Consider the following 19,620-nt stretch of genomic DNA (forward strand, 5'->3'; position numbering starts at 1 on the left):
CTGGTTCTGATCGGGGCAGATGATACGTCGATTCTTACTTGTCGTTCAATACCTCGACCGGCGTCGGGCGACGGCGCCGGACGGTTGCGATTGCTCCCCACACCGCTGCCGACAGGACGAGAACGACGCCGCCGGCGATCACGGGCGCGGACGTTCCGGGCATGACGCCCTCGAAGAACAGCGAGACGCCGAACACGAAGAAGAGGATTGCGGCACCGAACTGGATGATGCGTTCGGGAAGATGCTTGCCCAGGACCGCGCCCACGACGATGGCGAGGGCATCGGCTGCGACCATGCCGACGGTAGAGCCGATCCAGACGCCGACCCAGTTGTTGTCCGCGGCGAGGGTGACGGTGGCGAGCATGGTCTTGTCGCCGAGCTCGGCCAGGAAGAATGCCGACGCGATTGCGATGAACGCCGAGCGGGTGACCTTGGAGGCTTTGTCGCCTTCGTCGTCGGAAAGCTTGTCTCCCTTGAGGGTCCACAGTCCGAAGACGACGAAAGCGACTCCGGCGACGATCGAGATCAGGTGGGTGGGAATCGAGAGTCCGAGGAAGTGCCCGACGGCGACCGACACGAGGTGGGTGACGGTGGTGGCGATCGTGATGCCGCCGATGACGACGTACCACTTGTAGCGCAGGGCGAACGTCATGGCCATGAGCTGCGATTTGTCGCCGAGTTCGGCGACGAAGATGACTGCGAAACTCAACAGCAGCGCGGACAGCATGTGGAGGCACTCCTTCGGTCGTCTGAATGACCGAAGGTCTCGCCCACCGGCGCCGAGCACGCAGCCTGTGCGTGAGCGGTATCGGTTCACGGTGCCGGGCCCGGTTGCGGACCAGTATGTCGACACGATGATTGGGGGCTACTCCCCTTCGCTGCACTCCACAGTAGGAGGAGGTAGTCGAAAAGTCCAATGCCGCAGCAAGTTTGGGAACCCGAAAACTCTTGTACGGGCCACGTTCAGGACGCGAGGAGCATGGCCAAAACTGCAGTGTCGGGATCGCTGATCGGGTCGAGGCCGATGCGGCTCACCATCGAGGTCACGGTGCCGTCGGATTCGGCTTCCACCCAGGCAGCACGGTGGTCGAGGCCGAGATGCGGCAGGCCGGGAAGGAGGACACACCCGGACGCCGCACCCGCGCATTCGGGCAGTGACGGGGTGGTCTCCGACGGCGGATGCAGCATCAGAATCGCCGCCGGCTGGTGGTGCGCGAACCGCTCGGGTGTGACAGCAGTCTCACCCACGATGGGCCCCTCGGCGAGGACCAGCCCTATCGTTCCCGGGGCCGGATCGTCGGGAAGCTCCTCGCGAGCCCCGAAGACCGTCGACGTCGTGAGCAGGCCCGGCATCGATGCGACCTGGACGGCCAGCACGAGAAACTGCGCCCATTCCTTCGTCGTGTCCGGCCACCGCCCGGAGATCACGAACCCGCGCAGAAGCCCAGCGGCATGGAAAGGGGAAACGCCGATCAGATCGCGATCGCTCATGTGCACTCCTCGTTCGCCCAGAAATATCCGGTACGCCACGCTGGGTACACCCCAATATGAACCAGAAACGTGCTGGCACACAAGACGTGTCGAGTGCTAACGAAGGGAACACGAAAAGGGCCACCACGACGATGCGTGATGGCCCTCTGCGGTGCGGAAGACTTACGGGAAGATCAGACCCGGGGTCTTCGACGTGGCTGCCTCGAAGCGGGCCTGAACGTCGGCCCAGTTCACGACGTTCCAGAACGCCTTGACGTAGTCGGCCTTGACGTTCTTGTACTGCAGGTAGAAGGCGTGCTCCCACATGTCGACCTGGAGCAGCGGGATGATGCCCAGCGGCACGTTGGCCTGCTGATCGTAGAGCTGGAACGTCAGCAGCTTCTTGCCGAGCGAGTCGTAGCCGAGAACGGCCCAGCCGGAGCCCTGCAGACCGTTGGCTGCCGCGGTGAACTGTGCGCGGAACTTGTCGAACGAACCGAACTGATCGTCGATGGCTGCGCCGAGTTCACCCTCGGGCTTGTCGCCACCGTTGGGGGAGAGGTTCTTCCACCAGATGGAGTGGTTGACGTGGCCGCCGAGGTGGAACGCGAGGTTCTTCTCGAGCAGGAAGATCGAGCCGTGATCCTCGGCTTCGCGGGCTGCAGCGAGCTTCTCGAGCGCAGTGTTGGCGCCGGCGACGTACGTTGCGTGGTGCTTGGAGTGGTGCAGTTCGTTGATCTCGCCCGAGATGTGTGGCTCGAGGGCGGAGTAATCGAAATCAAGGTCGGGCAAGGTGTACTCGGACACGTGGTTCCCTTCTTTGTCGACGCCGGCTTCATCGATCGAAGCGCGGCGCGTAGTGCTGCGGATCTTCTCTCGGGTTCAACCCAATCTCATTACTACCCCCAGTGCAACTGTTGTACTCGAGACTCATTTCTCGGAATAAAACCGCGCTGCCGCGGCAGCCTCGGGAGGTCACGGCGAGGTCACGGCTCGGCGTCACGATTGGTCCGGCAGGTGAACAGGAATCTAGACTGGCCGCCGTGAGCCCCCATCGCAGGTCGACCGATGCGGTCGACGCCAGACAGGCGGTCACGGACGTCCATGCGCCGAGGGTCCAACTCGACGGCGCGAACCTGCTGCGGTTGATCGCGGTACTCGCCGTTCTCTACTCGCACATCTCGTTCTACCTGATCGACGACCGCGGCGAAGGCTGGTGGATGATCGACGTCGTCTACCGGGTGTTCGTCCAGGAAGCCGGCCTCAACAACCATCTCTCGTTCGTCGGCGTCGCGATCTTCATGCTCCTGACCGGCCTGCTGGTGACCCGCTCGGCGATGCGGCAGTCGCGACGGGATTTCGCGGTCAGCAGGCTTTCCCGCCTGGTCCCGGCGCTGTGGGTGTCCGTCGCGCTGGCCATTCTGCTGGTACGTCTGGGAATCAACGGCATGTTCAGCGGTCAGAACGGGATCAGCAACTCCGAAGCCGCGCTCAGCTTCGTGCTCGGCGGGTTCTTCCTGAAGCCCGAAGTCGCCGTACTGGGCGTCACCTGGACGCTGACGGTCCAGCTGATGTTCTACCTGTACTGCATCGCGGCCCGCGACATCCTACGGAAGTGGCCCGTCGTCGTTCCCCTCGTCGGGGCCTTCCTCTGCGCGGCCGTGCTGATCTACAACCTCTACATCCCGCAGCCGTGGTCGGTGCCGATGCTGTCGAAGATCGCCGCGACGCTCCCGACGCTGTTCCTCGGGCAGATCATCTACCTCGGCTGGGCCCGGATCATCAGCTGGAGATGGGTCGTCGTCTCGGTCGTCGCGCAGGCCGAGGTGGTGCGACTGGCAACCGACGTCCACGCTTACTGGGCGGGCGACCAGTACATGTGGACCATCGTCGTCGTCACCGGTCTGGTCCTGCTCCTCGCGCGGTACGACGGCAGGATCGCGCACTGGGCGATCGTTCGCTGGACGGGCACCCGCAGCTACGCGATCTACCTGGTCCACACGCTGATTCTCTACCGGGTGTACGAGAACGTGGTTCCGTACACCGGACCGACGGGCGCGGTCGTCGCGTTTCTCGTCGCCACGGCCGCCGTGTCGGAAATCGTCTACCGATGGGTCGAGACTCCCGCTGCACGCTGGCTGGGCGCCCGGCTGCGTCGACCCGCGCACGCCTGAGGGCAGGCGTGCGCGAGCCGGGGCCGACGAATCAGAGCTGAGGCATGACCTCCGACGCCACCAGTTCCAGATGGTCCAGGTCGGCCAGGTCGAGGACCTGCAGGTACACCCGGGATGCTCCGAGCTCGCCGTAGCGTCCGATCTTGTCCACCAGTTCTGCGGGGGAACCGGCCGCACCGTTCTCCCGCAGCTCGGACACGTCACGACCGATCGCGGCAGCGCGGCGGGCGATCTCCTCCTCGGACTTGCCGCAGCACAGCACGAGCGCGCTCGAATACGCCAACTCGCGTCCGGTCTCGGACGCCGCGGCCCGCACTCGACCGAACTGCGTTCCGGTGGCCTCGAGCGAGGCGAACGGAATGTTGAACTCGTCGGCGTACTTCGCAGCCAGTGCCGGGGTGCGCTTCTTGCCGCCACCGCCGATCAGGATCGGGGGCCGCGGGGACTGCGCCGGCTTGGGAAGCGCAGGTGAGTCGACGATGGGGTAGTGCTTGCCGTCGTACGAGAACGTCTCGCCGACGGGGGTCTCCCACAGTCCGGTGATCACGGCCAGGGACTCCTCGAGCTTGTCGAAACGCTCTCCCAGCGGTGGGAACGGAATGCCGTACGCCGTGTGCTCCTCCTCGAACCAGCCTGCGCCGAGACCGAAATCGACTCGCCCCCCGCTCATCGCGTCGACCTGCGCGACGCTGATGGCCAGTGGGCCGGGATAACGGAAGGTGGCCGACGTGACGAGAGTGCCGAGGCGGATCGTCTTCGTCTCGCGAGCAATTCCGGCGAGCGTGATCCACGCGTCCGTCGGACCGGGCAGGCCGTCGGAGTTCATCGCCAGATAGTGATCGGAGCGGAAAAACGCGCCGTAGCCCAGACTTTCAGTGGTCTGGGCGACGCGAAGAAGATCGTCGTAGGTGGCGCCTTGCTGAGGTTCGGTGAAGATTCGAAGTTCGATTGCGGCCATGGATTCGAGTCTAGGGAATCGAGCCGGGAGCGCTCCGCGCCTGTGGATGAAACCGGCAGATGCCCGGTTTCTGTGGATCGGTCTGTGGATAGTGTGGATAACTTCCTTGCTCTATCCACAGGGAACGGGTGGCAGGGCCGGTGGATTGCGTGACAAGATCGTTTTGTGTCTGCTCCGGATCTGCCCTCAGTGACCGTCGCCCAGCTGCCCACCGAGCTGAGCGAGTCGGTGATTCTGCTCGACGTCCGCGAGAACGAGGAATGGCAGCAGGGCCACGCTCCCGGTGCCGTGCACATTCCGATGGCCGAAGTGCCGTCCCGCATCGGCGAGATCGACGCCGACGCCGACTTGTACGTCGTGTGCAAGGCCGGGGGGCGCTCGCTCCGCGTCGTCGAATACCTCGCGCAGATCGGATACGAAGCCACCAACGTCGACGGCGGCATGTCGGCGTGGCAGCACGCAGGCCGTCCACTCGTGCGCGACGACGGCGCCGAGGCGAGAATCGTCTAGTGTCCGCATTTCAGGTCTGTGCCCGCTGCGCGACGCGGTGGCCCGTCGGAACGCGACCGGCGGTGTGGTGTCCGCGCTGCCACGGCGTGCTGCTGTCCCCGGTGTCGGCGCAAGCGCCCGCAACCGGAACCCGCAACTTCCGCTGGGTCGCCAAGAAGCCGCGGAACAAGACCTCGCGGCCGGCCGGCTCGTCGCATCCACGCCGCACCGCGACACCGAAGTACGACGAGATCCCGCGCTGGGGTCTCATCGACCAGCCCGTATCGAACGTCCAGGAACGGGAACCGCGACTTCGACGCTGGGCAGGCGCCGCACCCGGTCTGCTGGTGCTCGCCGCATCGCTACTCGGCCTCGCCGCAGCAGCGGAGCTGTTTCGGTACGGAATCCTGCTGTACAACCGCACACGCCTCGTCGGGCAGACCACGCTCGTGACGTCCGACGCGTTGGTTCTGTTCGCCGAGACCGCGTCGATCGTCATCGGAATCGCCGCCGCCGTCGGCTCCGCATGCTGGTTGGTGGATCGACGACGAATCTTCTTCGAGCGAGCCGGAACACGTGACCCACGCTCGTCGCGCACCCTCTTCGTCGGAACACTCGTCCCGGTGCTGTCTCTCGCACTCCCCGGAGTCTTTCTCACCGAGCTGGCCGACGCCAAAGCCGGCGTCGACAAGCCACGTCTGGTCCGTGACATCCGCATCTGGTGGGGACTGTGGGTCCTGAACTGGGCACTCGTCGTCGCCGCATCCCTCTGGCGGCTGCGCGACTCCCTCCAAGCTCAGGCCGACGGCGTACTGCTCTCCGCCATCGTCGCCCTGGTGGGCGTCCTCACCGCCCTGTGGACCGTCCACCTCCTCCACAGCATCGACGGCCTCGGCTGGCGCGGCACCCACAAACCCTCGCCGACGCGATGGGTCATGTCGGTTCCACGTGAAACCGTCGCCGACGCCCCCCTCCCGGACCGAATGAACCGTTCGGTCACTCAGAGTGACCGAACGTCACGTTCGGTCACCGAGACGGAGAAGGCGGCGGCGTCGTGAGCGGAGATCGTCGCGGACCGTTCGTCGTTGCGCATCGCGGAGCGTCGGCGGAGAAGAAAGAGCACACGCTGGCTGCCTACGACCTTGCGCTACGCGACGGAGCCGACGGCCTCGAGTGCGATGTTCGGCTGACCCGCGACGGCCACATCGTGTGCGTGCACGACCGGAGAATCGACCGCACGTCCTCCGGTACCGGAATCGTCAGCGAGCTGGACTACGACACCCTCAAGGGCTACGACTACGGCGACGGCGCCGAGCCCGCCGATCTGCTGACACTCAGCGACCTGATTCAGCTGGTGCTGGACTGGACGTCCAAACCGACGAAGCTGTTCATCGAAACCAAGCATCCGGTGCGCTACGGGTCGCTCATCGAGAGCAAGGTGCTGGCCGAACTGCACCGCTTCGGCATCGGCCAACCTGCGTCCGCCGACCATTCGCGCGCAGTGATCATGTCCTTCGCGGCCACCGCTGTCTGGCGAATCAGACGAGCCGCGCCGATGCTGCCGACAGTTCTCCTCGGCGAGTCGTCGCACTACCTCGGGGGAGGCGCCGCCACCACCGTCGGAGCCACGGCAGTCGGACCGTCGATCAAAAGCCTGCGCGAGCACCCGTCGATCGTCGACCGCGCGGCGGCGTCGGGCCGCGCGACGTACGTGTGGACCGTCGACGACAAGGCCGACGTCGACCTGTGCCGTGAACTGGGCGTCGGGTGGATTGCCACCAACAACCCAGCGCGCACCCGTGCTTGGTTGGCAGGAGCGGAGCCTGCGGAGTGACTCGGTGGGGCAGGAGCGGAGCCTGCGGAGTGACTCGGTGGGGCAGGAGCGGAGCCTGCGGAGTGACTCGGTAAGGCAGGAGCGGAGCCTGCGGAGTGAGCTGGAGCTTTGGGCTTGCTGGACGTGCAGGTGGGGTGACCCTGTAGGTTTCGGGCGTGGGTAAGAGTAAAAGAAACAGTGGTCCGAAGCAGGACAGTAACCGCGCAGCAAAGCTTGCTCAGCGCGCGGCCGAGCGGGAGAACCTGTCCGCGGCGCCGGTACGGCCGTTCCATGGTGTGCGGGCCGAGTGCGATCTCGTTGCGATGCGGGAGTTCGTTCCGTCGGCGACGGCCCCGGTTGTGGTCGACGGTCGCACGCTGACGGTGGCGACGGTGTTGCCCGGTGCGGTTGCGGCGCTGGTGCGTGAGGAGAGCGGCGACGTGCGGGGCTTTGCGGGCCTGCAGGTTCAGGTGCATTCGCCGAATGTCGCTGCTGATCTGTCCAGTGCATTGTCGTGGGCGTCCATCGCGCAGCCGGGTGAGTCGTTGGAGTCCGCGGGGCCGGACGGCAACACTCCTGCGCTGTCGGAGGTGCTGGATCCGACGCTGGAACTCGACATCACGGTGCATCAGGATTTCAACTGGTGGCTTCCCGAGGGCGCTGAGCCTGCTGCCGACGTCGCGGCGACGGTGGAGCGTGCGAATGGGGCCATCATGCCGTCGGCTCGCCTCGAAGGTGAGGGCCTGACTGCTGCGTGGTGGGTCGATGCGGGCGACAAAGCGCATCTGCGGTGGGTTCGTCCGGAGAGCGAGGACGATCTGATGCTCGCGTTGGCGCGTCTGCACGCTGCCGGTGATCTGACGCTCGGCGAGGGCTCGCGGTACGCCGGTTCGTTCCGGACGCACGGGCTGCTCGTGCCGGTGTTCGATCTGGATCCGGAGATGCACCCGACGGAATGGGCCGCGCCCACCGTTCGGTTCGGAAACAAGCTTGCCGAGGCTCTGGCTGTGGATGCGCCGCTGACCTCGGAGCAGCGGCGGTCGCGCGACGGACTTCGCGGGCGTCAGGTGACGCTGAGGTGATCCGGTGTGAGTGGAAATGTGTCCCCCAGGACACATTTCCACTCACGAGCGCGGGACGCGCGAGTTAGATGGCGCCGCCGGCAGCCTGAGGTGCACCGCTGTCCGAGGGGACAGTGTTGCTGTACTCACGAGCAACGAACTGCTCGAGGTCGAACAGGTTGTGTCCGGCACGGTCCGCGACGTTGAGCAGCGTCTTCATGCTCGCAACTTCCTCGACCTGCTCCTTGAGGAACCACTGCATGAACTGCTCGCCGAGGTAATCGCCCTCTTCGCGTGCGGTGCTCGCGAGCGCGATGATCTGCTCGGTGACGGTCTCTTCCTGGGCCAGGGCCAGAGCGATCGGCTCGCGGGCGTCGGTGAAGACGGACTTGGCGCCGTCGACTCCGGTGAGCTCGACGGTGATGTCGCGGTCCAGGAAGTACTGGACGATCATCATCGCGTGGTTGCGCTCTTCGACGGCCTGCGCGTAGAAGTGCTTGGCCAACTGCGGCAGGTCGGTGTTGGCGAAGTAGACCGCGGTGGCGATGTACTGATGCGAAGCGTTGAACTCGTTCCGGATCTGATCGCGGAGGAGTGCGTGGAATTTGGAATGGTTGGTTTCTTTGACGTCTGCGCTCATGGTGAAGAGAATATGCAGGTCAGAGGCTATTGTCACCCAAGTTCACCCTTATTGAGGTCAAGGTTGCCTAAATAAGAGGGCCCTAATTCTTGACTATGACCAGCGAAAAAGTCATACTGCGCCGGCCTGTTTGGGGGCGTTTGTGGTGCGGTTCACTCGCGCGGCGGTCTCCCTCGCAACGTACGTCTCGACGTCGAACAGTTGATTGCCTGCCCGGTGCACGATGTTCAGCAGGCTCCTCATGCTGGCCACTTCCTCGACCTGCTCCTGCAGGAACCACTGCATGAACTGTTCGCCGATGTAGTCACCGTTGTCCCGTGCCGTGCGCGCAAGGGCCGTGATCTGCTCGGTCACCTGTTTCTCCTGGGCAAGCGCCAACTCGACAGGCTGGGCGACCCGGTCGAACTCGTCGACGACGTCGCCGATCCCGGAGATTCCGACCTTCACCTTCCGGTCGATGAGGTACTGCACGATCATCAGGGCATGCCCGCGCTCTTCGGCCGCCTGCGCGTAGAACCTCGCCGCGAGCTGGGGGAGATCATTGGTCTCGAACCACACCGCAATCGCGATGTACTGCTGCGACGCCGTGAACTCGTGACGCACCTGAGCGCGAAGAAGGTCGTGAAAAGCGTTGCTGCCGTCGCTCGAAGTCATGCACCCCAGATTACCGCTGGGGGTTGCTCGACCCCGGTCGTTCCGCAGGCTCCACTCCTGTGACAGCGCCCCGGTCGTTCCGCAGGCTCCACTCCTGCGTCACCGCCCCGGTCGTTCCGCAGGCTCCACTCCTGCGTCAGGGCCCGGACGTCCTGAGGTCCTCCGGGATCTGCTGGTCGTCGGCCAGCAGTCCGAAGAACTGCGAGGCGCGGTCGGAATCCCACAACAGGACGTTGCCGACGTCGGTGTTCTCGAATCCAGCGACGGGCACCGTCGTCGTGACGAGGTCTCCGCGCATGGCCCAGGCGAGCGAGCCGAGATTCCAGATGTGATCACCGTCGTCGACGCTGAGGGATCCGGCGGCGTCCTTGACCAGCGGCCACAAACGGAACGGGTTGAGGAATGTCGACGGACTCGTCGCCTTGTCCAGCAGGGCGGACATGAACTGGCGCTGATTGTTCATGCGGTCGATGTCGGCGAGCGCGGTCGCGCGGGTGCGAACGAATCCGAGAGCGTCCGATCCGGCCAGCTCCTGGCATCCGGCGGGCAGGTCGATCCCGGCGAGGGGATCGGAAATCGCGTTCTGCAGGCAGACGTCGACGCCGCCGACAGCGTCGACGATCCCCGCGAAGCCACCGAAACCGATCTCGGCGTAATGGTCGATGCGTAGACCCGTCGCGCCTTCCACCGTCTGGACCAGCAGGGGCGCGCCTTCGAATGCGAATGCCGCATTCAGCTTGTCCTGGCCGTAACCGGGAATGGACACGTACGAGTCACGCGGGAGGCTGACCATCGTCGTGGCGCCACCACCCTCGGGAATGTGGATGAGAATGATCGTGTCCGTGCGCGACGGGCCGGTCTCGCCACCCGTCGACAGCGATGCCTCCTGCTCGGGCGTCAAGCCGGTTCGAGAGTCCGAGCCGACGAGCAGCCAGTTGGTTCCCGGTGTGTCCGCGATGCGCCCGTCGTAGCTGGTGAGCGCGTCGACCCGGGTGAGCGAGCTGTCGACGTAGTAGACCAGTCCGCTGACGATCAGAAGCAGCACCAGGAACGTCAGGCCGAAGCGTCGACCCCAGTGCCGTTTCTTGCGAACCCGAGGAGGCTTCGCGGGCTCGGGGCGGCGCAGGGCCCGCTGCGGGGGAGGCGGAGTCCGGCGGCGTGGAGGTTCCTCGACGTACGGCCGGGGAGTCTGCCTCGGCGCGTGATCGCCGTCGTAGCGATCGGCTCTGTCACGAGGCGGGTACTGCTCGGTCGGGCGGTACCCGGCGGTGCGATCGCGGGAGACGACTCCCGGCTCGGGCGCCTGCGACCACGCCTGCTGCGATGCCGGTGGCCGGTGCGAGTCCGGCCGGCCGTCGCGTCGAATGATCTGAGTGCCCTCCTGCCGCGGTGGGAGCGGCGGGCGAGCGCCGGGAGGGGGCGGCCGGTAGCCGTCGTGTGGTCGGCCGCCGGCGGGAGGTGGCCGGCGATCGACCGGAGGCGGCGGCTGACGATGACCGGGCGGGGGCTGAGAGCCGGCCGGCGGCGGAGGCCGGTAGCCGGGCGAGGGTGTACGACGCCCAGGGTTTCGAGGCGCAGCAGGTGGACCCTGTGGCGGGGTGCCTCGTCTTCTGCGGTCGTCGTCGTTCACCCGTCGAATGTACCTACAAATCTAGGGTAGCCAGGAGAGATGGTCGCGGAGGAGGGCGTAGCCGACGAAAGCGACGATGTCGATGAGGGCGTGGGCGACGAGCAGTGGCCACAGACGGTTGGTCTTCTGCCAGAACCGTCCGAACACCAGGCCCATCAGAAAGTTCCCGACGCCGGCTCCGAGGCCCTGATAGAGGTGGTACGAGCCGCGGAGCAGGGCGGAGAGCAGCAGGGAGGAGTTCTCGCCGAGTCCGAGCTTTCGCAATCGGGAGATCAGGTACGCGACGACGAGTATCTCCTCGGCGCCGGAGTTGGCGAAGGCGAAGGCCACGAGGGCTGGAATGCGCCACCAGGTGTCGTCGATCGTGCTGGGGACAACGGTGAGATTGAGTCCGACGGCGTTTCCGACGAGGTAGAACACCAGGCCTGGCAGGCCGATCAGCGCGGCGAGCCCGATGCCGGCGAGCAGGTCCTTACCGAGCTTCGGTGTCGCGAGCCCGACGAGCCTCGGTCCCAGCCCGGCGCGCCACAGTAGGTACAGACCGAGGGCTCCCCACGCGCACAGTCGCAGGATGCGCAGTACCTGGTACAGCAGATCGATGACACCGAGGGAGGAGTTCGACGTGTTCAGCGCTACCGATCGGTCGGACAGACTGCCCGCGAGCAGGGCGTCTTCCACGAGCGAGAGGATGCTGCTCGCGCCGCTGAGGCCGAACGTCACCAGCAGAACGATGACGATCTCGATCTTGATCGCTCGTCGCTCTCGCGGATCCAGCGGAGGGCCGTCGGGCACGTTCGGCGGGTTGATCCAGCCCTTCAGATCGATCACGAATCAAGTATGAGCTAACCCCGTGCGCGCAATCCGTTCAGGAACGGGCACCCAGCGAGTACACGGAGCGCGCGGCTCAGCGCCATGGTGTCGTCGACGGGTTCGGCGAAACCGAGCCGAACGTCGTTGTCCCCGTAGTCGCTTTCGATGCGCAACCGGATGCCGTAGCGATCGATGCCGAGAGGCCGGATGCGTCCCTGTCGCAGCGACGGCGGGAGGCGTCGGGCAAGTTGGTTGACGAGGTCTGCATGGTCCTCGTCGAGGTGTTGCAGCCAGCTGGTCTCCATCTCCCAGAACGGATCCGGCTCGGCGGAGAGCAGGTCGTCGACGGCGACCGGCTCGGCGCCGGTGCTGTCCGCGACGACGGCCGAGGTGAGGATCAGCCGCAGCAACACCGTCGAATGTCCGACGTCGAGCAGTGCGGGGTGTGGGTGCTCGGCGGCAACGGCACCGGCCATGGGTCGCATCAGCGACTCGGGCACGGGCCGTAGCTCGCCGCGCAGCCACACCAGCGAACGAACCGGCTCACGCAACGCCAGTGGTGCGTGATCGGTCAGTTCGAGGACAGCCGGGACCCCTGCACGGGTCGACTGCCACGCAATGGCGCCGGTAGCGGAATCGCTGGGCACCGCAAGCACTACTTCACCGTTGGACCGCAGGTGGTGAAGGCTCGTGACGACGGGTTCGCTGCCTTCGATCGCCAGAGCCGCACCCTCGGCACGCGCACAAGCGCTGCGGACTCGTTCTGCGGTCGACGGTCCGGTCGTCGTGGCGCCGATCATGGGCTCCTCCGATGCGGTTGCTAGTAGGTGAGGCAAACCTAAGTTAAATGACGGGAGCCGGTATCGCAAGTGCACGACGAAAATTCCTCCGCGCTAGCGTGAGAGCCGTGTCCATTCCCCTGACCCTGGGCGTGCCCCACCGACCGGAACCGGGGGCCCTCGTCGCCGGCCTCCTCCACCAGCGTTCCCGCAGCTCCGAGCGCGTCGAGCGGGATGCCGACGAGGTGACGAGCGGTCCGGCGATAGTGTCCGCATCGGTGTTGCGCGACCATCCGGGGGAACCCGCGCTCGGCAGACTCGTCGTCGACCTCGACATCGATCCCGAGGAACTCCGAGGATCCCGCGCCGTCTACGAAGCCGTCCGGTTCCACCTCGACGTCGACGCCGAGACCATCGACGACGCCACCGCCCTGCGCGTCCCGTCGCCGCTGGTTCTGTTTCCCGACCTCGGTGACGGACCGACGCTCGACGCGGTCACGCAGATCGTCGAAGCACACCGCATCCCCGGTCTGATCGCGTCGGCGTCGCCGCGGCAGGTCGCCGACGTGCTCGCCGTCGTCGCCCACGCCGACGGCGGATTCGTCGCGCGGGCTCGGTCGGGTTCCGAGGTCATCGCGTTGCTGTCCGCCACCGTCGCAGCCCTGCGCGGTGACGACATCGCCACCGCGTGGGCGAACCCCGACACGGCCGCGTTGGCGGCATTGAGGCCCGAGGCCGCGGAGGCGGTGCGGACGGTACTTCTCGGCATCGAGGTCGACGACGCCATCGCCGCGCATCACGATCTCGCGGCAGCGGGCTTGGTTCCGGCACCGTCGGCGTAATCTCGTCTTCCGTGCCCACAATCGCGTATTTCGGTCCATCGGGAACATTCACCGAGATGGCACTCGGCCAGTTCGAAGCGCAGGGCGTCTTCGCGGATCTCGGTTTCGTCGGAGATATCGAACGACGTCCACTCGGTAGTCCGCCGGCGTCGCTCGACGCGGTCCGCGCAGGCGACGTCGATGCAGCGGTGGTGCCCATCGAGAGTTCCGTCGAGGGTTCGGTCTCACCCACTCTCGACGCTCTCGGCGCGGGCAGCAGGCTGCAGATTCTCGCCGAAACCGAGGTGGACGTCGCGTTCTCGATTCTCGGCGCGCCCGGTGTCGCGCTCGCCGACGTTCGTACGGTCCGTGCGTATCCGATTGCCGCAGCACAGGTTCGGCAATGGATCGACGCCACGATCCCGGGTGCGGAGGTGCAATTCGCCTCCTCGAATGCCGCTGCGGCGGAGGATGTTGCGGCCGGGCTGGCCGACGCGGCGGTGTCCACGCCGCTGGCCGGCGAGAAAACGGGATTGCCGACGCTTGCTGCGGGCGTCGCCGACGTCGACAACGCGCGCACCAGGTTCGTGCTCGTCGCGCCTCCGAGATCCGCACCACCGCGAACCGGTGCCGATCGCACCGCGCTGGTGCTCATGCCGGACAACGTTCCCGGCGTGCTCAACCGGGCTCTTGCGGAGTTGGGCATCAGGGACATCGATCTCACACGCATCGAATCACGTCCGACGCGTGAGCAATTCGGCACTTACTGGTTCTACCTCGACCTCGCCGGTCACATCGACGACGAAGCCGTTGGCGAGGCACTGCGTGCACTGCACCGAAAGATGAAATTGCGGTTCCTCGGATCTTGGCCTGTCGCGACGGGAACAGGGCACCGTCCTCCGTCGTTGGAGGAGGAGATCGAATGGTTGAGTGCGCTTCGCGGAGGTGCGCACCGAGACGAAGAGGAGGATCGATGACGGGCAAGCTCGTACTCGTCCGTCATGGACAGACGTTCTCCAACGTGGACAAGCTCCTCGACACGAAGCTTCCGGGGGCGCAGCTGACCGATCACGGTCACGAACAAGCCAGGCGCTACGGCGCCTCGATCGCGTCGACACCTCCGAGCGTTCTCGTCTCTTCCTTCGCGATCCGTGCCGTGCAGACAGCGACGCACATCGGTGATGCCACCGGACTCGATCCCCAGCAGCGCGAAGGTATTCACGAGGCGCAGGCAGGGGAATGGGAGGACCGGAGCGACGACGCCGCGCACAAGGGCTTCACTGAGATCTACGGCCGTTGGCACGCAGGCGATCTCGACGCCACGGTCCCTGGCGGGGACAGTGGGCGCAGTATCCTCGACCGATACGTGCCGGTTCTCGACGAGCTGCGGGAGCAGTACCTGACGTCCCCGGATTCCGCCGATGTCGTTGTGGTCAGCCACGGCGCCGTGATCCGGTTGGTCGCCGCCGTACTCGCCGGTGTCGACGGCACATTCGCCGCGGACAACCATCTGGACAACACCGAGACCGTCGAGCTGGTGCCGTCGGGAACAGGTTGGACCTGCGAGCGTTGGGGTACGTTCCTGCCGCCGTTCGAAGGCAAGGGAAGCACGACCGCGGACAACCCGATCTCCTAGAGCGGCCTGTCGATCAGCGCGCCCTGTCGATCAGTTCGGACAGGGCCGCTCTGATGCGGGTGTCGGTGCCGGCGGACAGGGTGGTCCAGTGGCTCCCGTCGGCAGCGCTGCTGGACGTCGCGGCGATCCGTCCCCGCGGGGTGTCGAAGAAGGCGACGGGGTGAGCGCCTGCCGATCTGTTGCCGGATTCGACGGTGACCGAGGTGATCTCGGCTTGTGCCGAACACATACTGATCGCCGACGCCACCTCCTGGGCCACGTCGGCGTCGATTCCGAGGTGGGCCAGGCGGGATGCCGTGGCCCCGGAGTCGGTAGGCGCAGCGTCGAGGGCCTCCGCGAGTCCGTCCGTCGGAGCCGACAATCCACGGAATTCCAACGGCCGGCCACTACCGAGCTCGGTGAACAGCTCGACGGCCGGGTCGGCAGCTGCGATCCGCAGCCGTAGACGGCCTTCCGTCTTGGTTGCGATCACGGTGCCGGTGCTGTTGGCTGCCAGGCAGATTCGTAGGATCGGACTGTCCTCCGTGTACGGCGTGGGGACCCGACGCGCCGATACGTACCATCGTGGCTGCTCGAGCATCCGGAGCCATGCCTCCAGGTCCGGGTGGATGAAGCCGTCGACAATCAGATTGTCCTGCACCAGGCCGGCATGACCGCGTGCGAGCGATTCGTGTTTCTTCTCGAACGAGTCGTAGCGAGGGAACACGTCGAGAACGACGGGCAACTCGACGATGCTCAAACTGTCGACGAGGAAATCCGTTCTGTCCGCGTCCAACTCGGCGAACGGGAGAGTATGGCCGAGCGGTTGGGTTCCCAAGTCGATCAACGATCGTTCCAGGACGGATCGGCCCCGATCACCGAGGGAGCAACCGTGCGCCCGTCGGAGAAATGCTCGAACTGACGTAGATAACCGGGTGTGTCGTGTTCGTCGTCTTCGTTGTTGCTGCTGTGGCCTGCGCCGACGGGTCCTGGGCCGTGGGCTCCGCGTGCCGCCGCGGCGCCGTCCGGCGCGGCAGAGCCGAACATGGACCCGGTACCGACTGCGCGTTCGCCGCCCACCCCGGGGCCCGAGCTCGGCGACCCTGCGACCGGACTCCCGAGTGAACCTGCAGCCGAACCGAATCCGCTGCCCGAGCGCAGCCCACCGGCGCCCGGCACGCCGACGTTCGACGCGGACACCGCACGGGTGGACGTCGTCCCCGCCGTCGGGGACTCTGTTCTGAACGAGGCAGGGGTCGACGCCTGCCCGGTGGAACTGGAGTTCGAGCTCATCAGCGACGACACCGCGGCGCTGCCGATGTTGGTTGCCGCCGATGCCACGGTGGTGACCGACGACCCGGCGACCGAACCTGCCGTGCTCGCAATCTGGCCTGCGGCACCGGCCAACGCGGGATTCTGCAGCGCGGACCCGACGGCGGCGAGAGCTGCCTGAGCCGGGGACGTGTTGGTGCTGAAGCCGAATATGCCTGTCTCCGAATGAGATCGTGCGGAGTCGATGGGGCGTCCCGCGCTGTCGATGCCTCCGCTCACGGCAGAGTCGTTGACGATCTTCGGCGGATGGTCGAACGATACCTGCAGTGCAAGGGGTGTCGTCGCGGCCTCGTAACCCTCCATGACCAGGCCCGCCCGGACGTCGAGGGCGCGCTCGGTGACTTCGAGCGCCTGGGCGCTCCCGTTGAGCGCACCACCGGCACCGTAGGCGGCGATCTTGGCGCTCTGCACGGCACCGATCTCGACGGGATTGGGCATGGTCAGCGCGGCCGTCGAGTACGCCGCGGCTTCGCCGGCAGCCATTCCGGATATCTGAGTGGCCTTCGCCGTGACGCCTTGCGTCCAGGCGAGAAAACCACCGAGTCGCTCCTGAGCGGCATTGGCGGCCTCACCCTCCCACCCCGCGGCGAGAACGGCCATCACGCGAGTGAGGGTGATCGAGGTGTCCGCGTACGCAGCCGCGACGGCCTGCCAGGCTCCGCCGGCAGCAGCCAACGGAGCAGCGCCCGCACCTGCCAACAGCGACGTCGAGTTGACCATCGCCAAGCGTGGCATCCACACCACACCGGTGACTCCGAGTGTCATCGTTTTGCTCCCAAGGATGAGTGGGCGTGAAAGAAGGTTCTTCGGCGCGCGGAGGTTCTCAGCTGCCCAGCGCTTTTCCGTGCTCGAAATCCACGTTGCGGTAGGCCGCCGCCTGCGCACGGAGGGCAGCTGCCGTCTCGATCAGTTCGCCCACCGCCTGGGCCGCGGCCGGGGAGAACGTGCCTGCCGAATTTCTGAAGAACCGGTTGGCGAGCAGAGAAACTTCCTCGCTACCGGAGGGAATCGGTTGAATGGGCAGTGACACCGCGGTGAGGTTCGCCTGCAACCGCGCGGCCGCGGCATCGAGATCCGCGGCAGCAGCGTCGAGGGCCACAGGGTCGACCCGCACGGTACCTGGCATGCTCACTCCTCGTTCAAGTTGTTCTCGCGATGCGGCGGCCCTCGTTGCCGAGAATTCGCCCTTCGTATGGATTGGACGAGACCGGAACCCGATCGGTTCCAGCAGAACGAGAAAAAGCTCAGCTAATTTTTTCCGCGACCGAGCGGAGGGTCCATCGACCCGCCCGACACTGCACTGTCGTCGAGGTCAGCGGCGGAATGTCGACGCGCCAGAACGACAGCTTCGGTGCGTCGAGAGTTCGCACGACCGCCGCCCTGATCACCGCGGGATGAGTCACCGCGCAGACCCTCGTCGGATCGGAGGCGACACGATCCATCCAACCGGTGACCCGAGAGAAGAGATCGTCGACGGATTCGCCACCGGGCGGTGTGAACGATGTGTCCGTCAGCCACGCCAGAACGTCGGGCTCGGGGAGTCGGTCCATCGTCGAGCCACGCCAGTCGCCGTAGTCGATGTCCGCGATCGCCTGCGTCGTCGACCCCGTCAATCCGAGCCCCTCCGCAGTCTGCCGGGCGCGTAGTTCGGGAGCGATCACGACTGCGTCGGCGATGCCTGGATACCGAACGGCGACAGGAGCAATGACCGGTTCGTCCGATTCGAAGCGCGCCCGACGCTGCGCTTCTGTGACGGCATGGCTGACCAGCGTCAGTCGCAGCACCGAATTGCCCACGCGCGTCACTGTAGTTCCGATTGACAGCTGTAGGAGATCGGTGCCACAGTTCGCGGGTAAGTGCGACGTGTGCAGGTAATCCGGTGGAAATCCGGAGCGGTTGCGCCACTGTGAGCAGGTCCCGGCCTGTCAGCCAGAAAACTCACACGTCGTGGACGTTTCTACGGGACGCACAATCCCAGGAGGCAACACCGAATCATGGCTACAGTCGTCCATCCCAGCAGATCCGCGGAGTCCGCGGCCCTCGCCCTCGTGGTGGGAGCGGTCATCCTTCTCGCATTCCTCGTGCTCTATCTGGTCGGCTTCGACCAGGGCGCCATCTCCCGCAGCGGGATGTACATGCACGAGTTGATGCACGACGGACGCCACCTGCTGGGGCTCCCGTGCCACTGACCACACTCGGAGGCACGTTCCTCCAGCTTCTCGTGCGCGGTCTGCTGGCCGGCCTGATCGCCGGATTACTCGCCGGCGCGGTGGCCTTCACCATCGGTGAGCCACACATCGACTCGGCCATCGCTATCGAAGAAGCCGCAGGCGCGGGCGAGCATTCGCACGGTGAAGAGGCCGCGGCCGGACACTCGCACGACGAGGAGGACGCTCTCGTCAGCCGCGACGGACAACGCGCAGGACTGTTCCTCGCGACAGGGCTGGCCGGTCTCGCTCTGGGAGCGATCTTCGCCGCGGTACTGCACTACGCCCGACGATTCACCGCACTGCCCGGATCGATCCTCGCGCTCGCGACGGCGTTCCTCGGGTGGGTGGCCATCGAAGCGGTCCCGTTCTTCAAGTACCCCGCGAACCCACCCGCCGTCGGAGACCCGGACACGATCACCCAGCGAACCTGGCTGTGGCTGGCAGCAGTGGTTCTCGGACTCGTCGCCGTCGGCATCGGTGTCTACGTCGCCAAGCTCGTGTCGACCCAGACCTCCGTCGCCATCCGCATCGGAGCCCCGACCCTGACCTTCCTCGTCATCGCGGCACTCGGATACGTACTGCTACCCGGAATCAACGAAGTCGGCGACGACTTCCCCGCCACCCTGCTCTGGGAATTCCGACTGTCGTCCCTCGCGACCCAGGCAACACTGTGGCTCGGCCTCGGCCTGGTCTTCGCCTTCCTCACCGACCGCACCTCCTCGCCCACCAGGGAAGCGGTCTCGGCCTAGCGCCTCCCGCCCGCAGCTGGGCCGGGGGTCAGCCGAAGCCGAGTTCGTGCAGACGTTCGTCGTCGATACCGAAGTGGTGGCCGACTTCGTGGGCGACGGTGATGGCGATTTCGCGTTTGGCGGTGTCGGCGTCGTCGACCATGTCGAGGATGGGTAGCCGGTAGATCGTGATGACGTCCGGTAGGTGTCCGCTGTATTCGTAGCGCTCGGTGAGGGCGACGCCTTCGTACAGGCCGAGGATGTCTTCCGTCGGGTGTTCTTCTTCGACGAGGATGACGACGTTGTCCATGCGGTCGGTGATGTCGGGCGGGAGGGTGTCGAGGGCGTCGGCGACGGCTTCTTCGAACTCGGCGCGGGTCATGTGGGTGGGAATGTCATCCTCCGGGAGTGATCGGCGCTGCGCCGGGCAGCGGAG

General features: G+C 66.0%; 24 protein-coding genes. 10 read left to right on the forward strand and 14 right to left on the reverse strand.

The genetic code is table 11. From position 1 onward, the window contains the following. Positions 1-34: 34 nt before the first annotated feature. The 3 genes from CH289_RS09800 to CH289_RS09810 all read right to left on the reverse strand — a co-directional run bounded on the left by CH289_RS09800 (position 35) and on the right by CH289_RS09810 (position 2,277). Positions 35-727, reverse strand: coding sequence for a TMEM165/GDT1 family protein (locus CH289_RS09800; RefSeq protein ID WP_020111772.1), 693 nt, complete (start codon positions 725-727; stop codon positions 35-37). A 236-nt stretch (positions 728-963) separates the two neighbouring features. Then, entirely contained in the window at positions 964-1,491 is a 528-nt protein-coding gene (locus tag CH289_RS09805; protein ID WP_019667072.1) for a hypothetical protein, read from the reverse strand. 162 nt (positions 1,492-1,653) lie between these two features. Beyond that, positions 1,654-2,277, reverse strand: a complete 624-nt coding sequence (locus CH289_RS09810; protein ID WP_019667073.1) for a superoxide dismutase — start codon at positions 2,275-2,277, stop codon at positions 1,654-1,656. A 236-nt stretch (positions 2,278-2,513) separates the two neighbouring features. On the opposite strand from CH289_RS09810, the gene CH289_RS09815 reads away from it, so the two are divergent. Beyond that, positions 2,514-3,644 (forward strand): acyltransferase family protein, encoded by a 1,131-nt coding sequence (locus CH289_RS09815; RefSeq protein ID WP_037140726.1) that lies wholly within the window; start codon positions 2,514-2,516, stop codon positions 3,642-3,644. 31 nt (positions 3,645-3,675) lie between these two features. Here the strand turns inward: CH289_RS09815 and CH289_RS09820 are convergent, their stop codons facing one another. Next, on the reverse strand, positions 3,676-4,602 hold the full coding sequence (locus CH289_RS09820; protein ID WP_094727836.1) for an LLM class F420-dependent oxidoreductase: 927 nt from the start codon (positions 4,600-4,602) through the stop codon (positions 3,676-3,678). A 189-nt stretch (positions 4,603-4,791) separates the two neighbouring features. Here CH289_RS09820 and CH289_RS09825 point away from each other — a divergent pair, with 189 nt between their 5' ends. The 4 genes from CH289_RS09825 (at position 4,792) to CH289_RS09845 (ending at position 7,986) form a co-directional block, all read left to right on the forward strand. Next, positions 4,792-5,112 (forward strand): rhodanese-like domain-containing protein, encoded by a 321-nt coding sequence (locus CH289_RS09825; RefSeq protein ID WP_020111775.1) that lies wholly within the window; start codon positions 4,792-4,794, stop codon positions 5,110-5,112. Next, entirely contained in the window at positions 5,112-6,149 is a 1,038-nt protein-coding gene (locus tag CH289_RS09830) for a DUF4328 domain-containing protein (RefSeq protein ID WP_218828459.1), read from the forward strand. Before CH289_RS09825 ends, CH289_RS09830 begins: the two co-directional genes overlap by 1 nt. Further along, complete coding sequence (locus CH289_RS09835) at positions 6,146-6,925, forward strand: glycerophosphodiester phosphodiesterase family protein (protein ID WP_094727838.1); 780 nt, start codon at positions 6,146-6,148, stop codon at positions 6,923-6,925. Before CH289_RS09830 ends, CH289_RS09835 begins: the two co-directional genes overlap by 4 nt. Before the next feature lie 155 nt (positions 6,926-7,080). After that, on the forward strand, positions 7,081-7,986 hold the full coding sequence (locus CH289_RS09845) for a DUF5926 family protein (RefSeq protein WP_026348127.1): 906 nt from the start codon (positions 7,081-7,083) through the stop codon (positions 7,984-7,986). A 64-nt stretch (positions 7,987-8,050) separates the two neighbouring features. On the opposite strand, the gene CH289_RS09850 is transcribed toward CH289_RS09845, so the two are convergent. The 5 genes from CH289_RS09850 to CH289_RS09870 form a co-directional block, all read right to left on the reverse strand. Continuing rightward, a complete protein-coding gene (locus tag CH289_RS09850) occupies positions 8,051-8,605 on the reverse strand; it encodes a ferritin (protein ID WP_019667080.1) in 555 nt (184 codons plus the stop codon). Positions 8,606-8,716: 111 nt separating this feature from the next. Continuing rightward, the gene (locus tag CH289_RS09855; protein ID WP_019667081.1) at positions 8,717-9,259 is read right to left on the reverse strand and encodes a ferritin; all 543 of its coding nucleotides are present in this window, start codon (positions 9,257-9,259) and stop codon (positions 8,717-8,719) included. A gap of 136 nt (positions 9,260-9,395) precedes the next feature. Beyond that, on the reverse strand, positions 9,396-10,625 hold the full coding sequence (locus tag CH289_RS09860) for an LCP family protein (protein WP_462052400.1): 1,230 nt from the start codon (positions 10,623-10,625) through the stop codon (positions 9,396-9,398). Positions 10,626-10,910: 285 nt separating this feature from the next. Continuing rightward, on the reverse strand, positions 10,911-11,717 hold the full coding sequence (locus CH289_RS09865) for a CPBP family intramembrane glutamic endopeptidase (RefSeq protein WP_019667083.1): 807 nt from the start codon (positions 11,715-11,717) through the stop codon (positions 10,911-10,913). Between the two features lie 14 nt (positions 11,718-11,731). Further along, complete coding sequence (locus CH289_RS09870; RefSeq protein WP_019667084.1) at positions 11,732-12,499, reverse strand: DUF2470 domain-containing protein; 768 nt, start codon at positions 12,497-12,499, stop codon at positions 11,732-11,734. Positions 12,500-12,606: 107 nt separating this feature from the next. Here CH289_RS09870 and CH289_RS09875 point away from each other — a divergent pair, with 107 nt between their 5' ends. Genes CH289_RS09875 through CH289_RS09885 form a run of 3 tightly spaced genes read left to right on the forward strand, consistent with a single transcriptional unit; the run spans position 12,607 to position 14,935 of the window. Next, the gene (locus tag CH289_RS09875; RefSeq protein WP_094727840.1) at positions 12,607-13,320 is read left to right on the forward strand and encodes a hypothetical protein; all 714 of its coding nucleotides are present in this window, start codon (positions 12,607-12,609) and stop codon (positions 13,318-13,320) included. Positions 13,321-13,331: 11 nt separating this feature from the next. Then, a complete protein-coding gene (gene pheA / locus CH289_RS09880) occupies positions 13,332-14,276 on the forward strand; it encodes a prephenate dehydratase (RefSeq protein ID WP_019667086.1) in 945 nt (314 codons plus the stop codon). Next, positions 14,273-14,935, forward strand: a complete 663-nt coding sequence (locus CH289_RS09885; RefSeq protein WP_019667087.1) for a histidine phosphatase family protein — start codon at positions 14,273-14,275, stop codon at positions 14,933-14,935. The genes pheA and CH289_RS09885 overlap by 4 nt, the downstream gene beginning before the upstream one ends. 13 nt (positions 14,936-14,948) lie before the next feature. Here the strand turns inward: CH289_RS09885 and CH289_RS09890 are convergent, their stop codons facing one another. The 4 genes from CH289_RS09890 to CH289_RS09905 all read right to left on the reverse strand — a co-directional run bounded on the left by CH289_RS09890 (position 14,949) and on the right by CH289_RS09905 (position 18,042). Next, positions 14,949-15,761 carry an ESX secretion-associated protein EspG gene (locus CH289_RS09890; protein ID WP_033189360.1) on the reverse strand — a complete coding sequence of 271 codons (813 nt, stop codon included), beginning with the start codon at positions 15,759-15,761 and terminating at the stop codon, positions 14,949-14,951. After that, entirely contained in the window at positions 15,758-17,011 is a 1,254-nt protein-coding gene (locus tag CH289_RS09895; protein WP_256977100.1) for a PPE family protein, read from the reverse strand. The genes CH289_RS09890 and CH289_RS09895 overlap by 4 nt, the downstream gene beginning before the upstream one ends. 58 nt (positions 17,012-17,069) lie before the next feature. Next, on the reverse strand, positions 17,070-17,372 hold the full coding sequence (locus CH289_RS09900; RefSeq protein WP_170949280.1) for a PE domain-containing protein: 303 nt from the start codon (positions 17,370-17,372) through the stop codon (positions 17,070-17,072). A 118-nt stretch (positions 17,373-17,490) separates the two neighbouring features. Continuing rightward, positions 17,491-18,042 (reverse strand): histidine phosphatase family protein, encoded by a 552-nt coding sequence (locus tag CH289_RS09905; RefSeq protein ID WP_037140715.1) that lies wholly within the window; start codon positions 18,040-18,042, stop codon positions 17,491-17,493. Between the two features lie 198 nt (positions 18,043-18,240). Here CH289_RS09905 and CH289_RS09910 point away from each other — a divergent pair, with 198 nt between their 5' ends. Both CH289_RS09910 and CH289_RS09915 read left to right on the forward strand, forming a co-directional pair. Continuing rightward, positions 18,241-18,435, forward strand: coding sequence for a CbtB domain-containing protein (locus CH289_RS09910; RefSeq protein ID WP_019667092.1), 195 nt, complete (start codon positions 18,241-18,243; stop codon positions 18,433-18,435). Beyond that, on the forward strand, positions 18,426-19,205 hold the full coding sequence (locus CH289_RS09915) for a CbtA family protein (RefSeq protein ID WP_037183383.1): 780 nt from the start codon (positions 18,426-18,428) through the stop codon (positions 19,203-19,205). Before CH289_RS09910 ends, CH289_RS09915 begins: the two co-directional genes overlap by 10 nt. A gap of 28 nt (positions 19,206-19,233) precedes the next feature. Here the strand turns inward: CH289_RS09915 and CH289_RS09920 are convergent, their stop codons facing one another. Further along, complete coding sequence (locus tag CH289_RS09920; protein ID WP_019667094.1) at positions 19,234-19,566, reverse strand: metallopeptidase family protein; 333 nt, start codon at positions 19,564-19,566, stop codon at positions 19,234-19,236. Positions 19,567-19,620 lie beyond the last annotated feature (54 nt).

Origin of the sequence: Rhodococcus sp. RS1C4 (assembly GCF_002258225.1) — a bacterium.
Classification (GTDB): domain Bacteria; phylum Actinomycetota; class Actinomycetes; order Mycobacteriales; family Mycobacteriaceae; genus Rhodococcoides; species Rhodococcoides fascians_E.